At 36.0% G+C, this 6,910-nt stretch carries 7 protein-coding genes; 3 read left to right on the top strand and 4 right to left on the bottom strand.

Annotated elements, in window-relative coordinates; genetic code table 11:
- Positions 1 to 580: 580 nt before the first annotated feature.
- Positions 581 to 1,087, top strand: a complete 507-nt coding sequence (locus tag N0M92_RS28640) for a DinB family protein (protein WP_260288959.1) — start codon at positions 581 to 583, stop codon at positions 1,085 to 1,087.
- A gap of 436 nt (positions 1,088 to 1,523) precedes the next feature.
- Here the strand turns inward: N0M92_RS28640 and N0M92_RS28635 are convergent, their stop codons facing one another.
- A complete protein-coding gene (locus N0M92_RS28635; protein ID WP_260288958.1) occupies positions 1,524 to 2,345 on the bottom strand; it encodes an STAS domain-containing protein in 822 nt (273 codons plus the stop codon).
- A 132-nt stretch (positions 2,346 to 2,477) separates the two neighbouring features.
- Between N0M92_RS28635 and N0M92_RS28630 the strand changes: the two genes are divergently transcribed.
- Complete coding sequence (locus N0M92_RS28630; protein ID WP_260288957.1) at positions 2,478 to 2,723, top strand: hypothetical protein; 246 nt, start codon at positions 2,478 to 2,480, stop codon at positions 2,721 to 2,723.
- 41 nt (positions 2,724 to 2,764) lie between these two features.
- Here the strand turns inward: N0M92_RS28630 and N0M92_RS28625 are convergent, their stop codons facing one another.
- Entirely contained in the window at positions 2,765 to 3,109 is a 345-nt protein-coding gene (locus tag N0M92_RS28625) for a YolD-like family protein (protein ID WP_260288956.1), read from the bottom strand.
- A gap of 342 nt (positions 3,110 to 3,451) precedes the next feature.
- On the opposite strand from N0M92_RS28625, the gene N0M92_RS28620 reads away from it, so the two are divergent.
- Entirely contained in the window at positions 3,452 to 4,168 is a 717-nt protein-coding gene (locus N0M92_RS28620) for a DUF4386 domain-containing protein (RefSeq protein WP_260288955.1), read from the top strand.
- Positions 4,169 to 4,758: 590 nt separating this feature from the next.
- Here the strand turns inward: N0M92_RS28620 and N0M92_RS28615 are convergent.
- Both N0M92_RS28615 and N0M92_RS28610 read right to left on the bottom strand, forming a co-directional pair.
- Positions 4,759 to 6,033 (bottom strand): IS110 family RNA-guided transposase, encoded by a 1,275-nt coding sequence (locus N0M92_RS28615; RefSeq protein WP_260288954.1) that lies wholly within the window; start codon positions 6,031 to 6,033, stop codon positions 4,759 to 4,761.
- Positions 6,034 to 6,233: 200 nt separating this feature from the next.
- Positions 6,234 to 6,707, bottom strand: a complete 474-nt coding sequence (locus N0M92_RS28610; RefSeq protein WP_260288953.1) for a hypothetical protein — start codon at positions 6,705 to 6,707, stop codon at positions 6,234 to 6,236.
- Between the last annotated feature and the right edge of the window lie 203 nt (positions 6,708 to 6,910).

Below are 6,910 nucleotides of genomic sequence, written 5' to 3'. Positions count from 1 at the left end.
ACTAGATGTTGATCCGTAATTCTCTCAATTAGTTGATTTTGTTTGTTTTGCATTTTAAAATTCATAGTAGGGCTTCCTCCTTAAGACTTTGAGTTAGATTGGTCTCTATACTCGTATCTTACTGAGGGGTTCTATTTTTTTCAAACCTGATATTTAACGATCTACAGGAATGCTAACGGGGCAGGATAGTTCCACAAGCACAGTGTAGTCGTACTGTTCATAAATTTCTTTCTGGGGATTTATGCTATAATCCCCAATAGAAAGATTGAAGAGTGAAACAATGAATTGGGTAGACTTCATGGCACTTACTGGTACACTATTTTATTTGATTCCAATACCATTTATTGCTTGGTTTTTAATCAGCTTTATCAAAACTCAAAAGGAAAGAAACAGTTTAATTAGAGACATTTCATTAAAGTTAGGTAACTTAAGCACCCGTTAGGGACAGAAGGATGGTCAAGGGAATTCTTCTGAAAAAAAATCGAGCATAATGGTTGAAGGATCCATTTCATCGTGCATAATAGTTGAAGGATCCATTTCGATGACTATCGAAAAAACATCAGGATCTAGGAGGGATATAATGAACGATACGCTTGAGCTATTTCGTTACCATGTTTGGGCTAATAAAAGAGTTTTTGATCATTTAAAGGAACTTCCTGATGATCTGTACCATAGACCTCTAGAAAGTGTATTTCCTACCATCAGCGACGCATTAGGACATATCTATTCTGTGGATAATACATGGCTCAGCATAATGTCCCATGAAAGTCCTGAGGACATCTATGCAGCAATGACGAGCTCGCGTGAAGAGGTAAACGATGCCACGCTCGATGCATTTGAGGCTTACTTTGCTAAAATAGCGGCTCAATATGAAGAGTTTATCTTGAACCACCAATCTGATTTAGAGGCAATATCTGAGTATCCGCTTAAATTCGGTGTGTTGCGGGCTAATTACAACGATCTCGTTAGGCACGTGGTAAATCACGGCACATATCACCGTGGTAATATTACCGCAATGCTTAGGCAAATGGGTTATACAGGTGTTTCCACAGATTATGGATTTTACCTTTTTGAACTGAAGCGGTAAACACTCCTTCGGGAGTGTTTTTCATTATGATGGTCGTTCTCGATTTGTTGCCGACGGATCTTCTCCTGTATTGTCTCCCGTTTCCAATCATCCTCTTTCTTTTTGTTCGTTTATCATGGGTATTAGTATCAATTTGATCGAACTTTATTCTAAAGCAACATAAGTATCTTAAAAAATTTTTAATCAACTAACGGGTGCTTAGCTGAAGATCGGAGCTGTCTTTAAGGCAGCTCATTATTTATGCTACTAACCGGGTATTTTAGTTGAAGATGAAAACCAATTGATTGTTATTGAATTAAATACTAAATTCACTAACTATAGTTTTTATACCAAAATATAATTGCTGAATAGGAAAAAATATTTAGGCAATTGGTTAGAATATATTGGATAAGAAAAAAGAGTCGGCAAAGCGACCCTCCTCTAAGATTCTCCGTGTTTAATTTAATAAGAATTTATTCAGTGCTTGTTGTAAAGTTCCTAATGTTTGTGCCTTTTCATTTAATCTCATTCCTAAGTTTATCATATTTCTAACCACTTCAGCCCTTAACCCGGTAATCACAGTGGTGCATCCCATTAATGAAGTGCCGTCAATAATCTTCATTAAATGATTCATTACTTCAGGTTCCATTTCCATAATTCCAGATAAGTCCATAATCAATGTTTGAATACGTAATTTTCCAATCTCTATTAAAACTTTTTCCTCGAGAATATTCGTCCGGTAAAGATCAACCGCACCAATTAGGGGTAAAATACATATAGTGGGTGTTATTGGTATTATAGGCACCGAAAGATTTTCAACCAATTCTTTTTGAGCCATTATCAACGAATCTTTGTATTGAGAATAGGTGATAAAAAACACATTTAAAAACCTATCTACTTGATTATTAACTTGTTCTTCTACCAAAAAAAATTCTTCAGTAATAACTTTATTCTGTACCTCATTATATTTTTGTAGGAACTTCCACAAGGTTCTTCGAATGGCTTGTACCCACTCTAATTTGAAATATAACGGTATTTCGTGTGTCGCCCAAGCTATACCTTCTTGTTTAGCAAATGATTGAAGTTCTTGTTCTTCACCCTTAATAATGTATTGAACCAGCTTATGGGCATTATTTATCAGGTCAATATTACCGATTGTTAAAATTTCTTCAATTTTGTCTTTCACATTAAATGCTTCGTTTAATAATGAACCTTCAAAATCCTCTTTATTTTCTTGGATGAATTCCAAAAATTTATATGTTTCTAGTGAACCCTTCATAATTTAATCCCCCTATTACTGTATACCAAAAATACTATTACCCTGTTATTATAATTACTAAACCTGTTTACACTATTTTTATGTTAATTAATATTGTAAAACTAAAAACTCTTGGGTCAATGAGGTATTATTGTGAACATTAATATCAAAGTGTACTTACATTCAAAAGGAACTAAGTTTTTACAAGGTGGAAGCTTCCCTGTTCTAAATTCAGCTTATAAAAAAGATCCTGACTGGACGGCTGCTATAGCTGCATACGAATGGATTCAGCAGATTAAAATTAAGTTCGCTGCTAGTGAAGATTTTCAAATAGATAAGGTGATTTATAACGAAGATATTGATATCACGGAGTTAGTTAAAAATGTTAAGCCTAATTAAAACCAAAAAACAAGCCCCTCTCACTTAAAGAAGGGCTTTTATTAATCCTCAACAATTACACTAATGATGTCACTAAACTGAATATACTCAAAGGAGCTATCTTTCTTTTGAATACGTAACTCTTTCGTGAAAGGATGTATGTACACACAATAACCATGCAATTCTTTTGGATTTCCCTCGTTATGCAATCTAAAACTTATCGGTAAATGAAATTCCATTGCATAATGAATATTGTTTTCAAACTCTTCAACCTGGTATTCATCGAGGATAGGTTTTTTATTTAAGAAGTAATCAACCTCACCTATTTTCTTATTTAAAGCTTTATGTTCTGGCATAATTAATGCTGCTTGCCATTTAACGAGCCCTCTATCACGAATTGTACTCATCAGAAAGATCCCTCCTTTACATCCATTATATACGAACAGCTGTTCCTGCGAAAGGCAAAAAAATTCCTTCCCCGATTAAGTTCGAGCTAGAGAAATGTTGATTTTTGAACAAATAAAAGAGAGACCACTTATTGTGGTCTTCCTTTACGCCTATAGAACTAACGCACCCGATAGTTGAAGTAACGGCATTAATTTTGACTACAGTAATCCCGACAATATTAGAGTAATAATTGGAGTAAGCTCGGTAATATGATAAATAACAAGTAGCTGAAGTATTAAATTTGTTTGGGACCCAACGGGTTATTAGTCTTATCACTATACTTAAAGAAGGGAGATGAACAAATGAATCCTACCAAAAAGAGCGCAAAAATTGTAGGGGTACTGTTTATACTTGCAGCAGTTACAGCAATAATAGGTCTAATTTTATACAAGCCTATCCTAAATGGTCCGGATTATCTGATTAATGGTTCTGAACATGCCAACCAGGTGACACTGGGAGCGCTTATGGAATTAATTCTTGTCGCTTCAGCGATTGGTACTGCAACTACAATGTTTCCAATTTTAAGAAGGTATAATGAAACTATTGCGCTTTGGCATGTTTGCTTCAGGTTTCTTGAAGCGATTGTCATTACTATTGGTGTAATCAGCGTACTGTCCTTGTTGACTTTAAGCCGCGAATTTGTCGCAGCAGGAGCCCCGGATACCGCATCTTTTCAAACTTCTGGTATAGTATTAAAAGCAATACATGACTGGACATTTATGCTTGGTCCCCTTTTCATGTTGGGTATAAATACGATGATGTACAGTTATATATTTTACAAAACCAATCTCTTACCCAGGTTTATACCAATCTTGGGTATGACCGGGGCAACTCTTGTTTTTATTTGTGCCTTGTTGGTAATGTTCGGTGTAATTCAGCAAATTTCTGTTTGGGGTGCTATTTTGGCGCTTCCAGTAGCAGCTAATGAAATGATTTTAGCAGTATGGCTCATCGTTAAAGGGTTCAATGAATCTGCGCTTGCTTCCATGTCTGCAAGCAAGAAAACGAACGAGAGCTGATGGTAACCACCATTGAATCATCTGAACTTAAAGGTGAATAGTTTCTTACCTTTATAGTTAAAGCTAATTAAATAAAAGACGTTTGGAAGAATTTCTAAACGTCCTTTTTTACTAATCTTTACATACTCTCATTGAACTCCCTCAGTATGATAGCTATATCTCTCGAATGCTCACTTATTCGCAGGATTTCATAACCCTTGAAAATACATTAACGGTTAAAAGCAATGAGCTTAGATTATTATGACTTCGTGGAGACATAGTTAAATAAAGGAGTAGTAGATAACTCCGTATTTTACCATATAATGCACGTAATCTCCACGCCGCCCCTGGAGGCTTTCCCTCCCATATCTCAACGGGTCATAAAAAAATATGCCCTCTCATTCCTTCGTCATGCCTATCCAAGGGGTGGAGGCCAGTTATGCTAACCTAATGGGTCAGTGCCCTTTTGTTCAATTAATCTGGTACTCCGTGCATCTTTAAAATCCTACGAATAAGAAAACATTCGACAAAAGATAAGCTGAAAATCAAGTCTAATGATTTTTAAGTGGTTCCCTTCGAGAACCTGAAAAGCATGATTTATTCAATAAAAACTACGCTGCCAGAGCTGAAAAAAGTTGTAATTTTTCTGGAGAATACGATTCATTTCGTTTGGCTATGCCTACAAATATTCGAGCCAGTTTACCAACCAATTTCATAATTGATTTCATTTTCTTTATATTTTTCACCTTAACATTATTGGCGTGCAACGCTTTAAACTCAGGGTTATTCATGACAAGGCTCATCGTCGCTAAGTATAAGAAACGCCGCAGTCTGGATCTCCCTCGTTTAGAAATGACAATTTGTCCTTTCCATTTACCAGAGCTCGCCTCGGAAAGATGTAACCCTGCATGTCGAAGTAGAGAATTACCGTGGTCGAATCCACTTAAATCTCCAGCCTCCCCTAAAATACCAGCTAAAGAGATTTCACTGATCCCTTTTATAGCCAGCATTTTCTTTGCGAAAGGAATTTGTTGAAGCACGTTAGTGACTTCTTGTTCCACTCTTTCGAGTTGCGTTGTAGCTAGATCATACTCTTCCAGTAGTTGTTCTATATGTAGCTTGTAAGCATCATGTGCTTGGTTCGATCCGATAGAACGCTTAGCTAAATCAATAAGTTGATAAGCTTTTTTCAGCCCAGGCTGACGCTTCATTACCGATTTCCATTTAGCCACAATATCTTGAGGTTCCATCGATCGTAACTCGATTGGTGTCGGGAATAATCGTAGAGTTGCGATAGCCCCTTTGCATTTCACATCTTTAAACACTTGTCGTAGCTCAGGAAAAACAACATCTACCCAACGATTTAATTGGTTGATAGAACTAACGAGACGTTTAACGATTACGTCACGGTTAGACATAAGGACTCGAAGTTTTTCGAAAGACTCTGGAGTTGAACGAACAAAGGTATAGTATCCATTCTTCACCATATCCGCAATCACGAGAGCGTCTTTTTTATCACTTTTGGACTGAGTGTTATCTCGATTTTCTTTATTTCTTTTTACAAGGTGAGGATTGACTGTTACGACATCAATCTTTTCGTTAGATAACCATTTCGATAGATTAATCCAGTAATGACCTGTAGGTTCCATGCCGACTATAGTTGTGTCTAAGCTGTTTTTACCTTTTAGTTTATTGATCCATTCCAGAAATCTGTTAAAGCCTTCTTCGTTATTTTCAAAAGTAAGAGGATTGCCTACTACGATTCCTCGATAATTTACGGCTCGAGCAACGTGGAAATGTTGGGCAATATCTACGCCAACAACGAGATGTCGATCAGAAATTCGTTCAATGAGTTGATTTTGTTTGTCCTGCATTTTAAACTTCATAGTAAGGGTTCCTCCTAAGGTTTTGAGTTAGAGTCGCGTCTTACTCATATCTTACTGAGGAGCCCTATTTTTATCAAAGTTCAAAAATAACGAACTACAGGAATGCTAACCTGCCCCTTTAGTTGCATAAAAAAAAGCTGCCTTAAAGACTGCTCCGATCTTCAGCTAAATCATCCGTTTGTTCAATAGCATTATTAGTTCTAATCCCAAAAGTTAAAGATCACCTCTCCAGTACTTTTTGGCTTCCAATAAGCTATTTGTTCCAATTCAGCACTGTTCAATTCATTATCATTTTTAAAAATAATCTTTCCAGTACCCTCTTTAATGTATAATTGTTCGTTAAGTTCCTCCATACCCAAAACCTTATAAAAAGGGCTAAACTGTTTCGATAATTCGGGTTCATCAATAAAAATAATATTTTCAAAATCAACAAAAGAAGCAAAAGCTAAAAAAGGATAGTGTTCATTAAGCAATATATGCAAATGTTTATTGAAAACTTTAACTTCGACATTTAAAAAATTAGTTGCAAACTGTGGTTCTATGAATTCCAACACTTTTCCGTTATTCCTTTTAATGATACTAAAACATTGCTGTTTAAATTGTTTCCCATCAATTGTTGGTGGCTTATTATGTTTTGCATTATAAAAACCAGTTACTCCGTTAGGAAGTTTCAATATACATCCACCCGCATTCATAATTTTTATAGCTTAATTCTCCAATCCTTATGCAACTATCCTGCCCCGTTAGTTCCATAAGAAACTTCTATGGCGGCGCTCCTCGCCGCCACCATCTACTACGAAAATCTAAACTCAAAAATAGAGTCTAACCCATTAACCCCTTGACGATAATGGATGATAACAATACGACCAGGCTGAAC

It is taken from the genome of Peribacillus aracenensis (genome assembly GCF_025175645.1).
Lineage (GTDB): Bacteria > Bacillota > Bacilli > Bacillales > DSM-1321 > Peribacillus > Peribacillus aracenensis.
The sequence above is the reverse complement of the archived record's forward strand: the minus strand, read 5'-3'. Positions and strand labels throughout refer to the sequence as shown.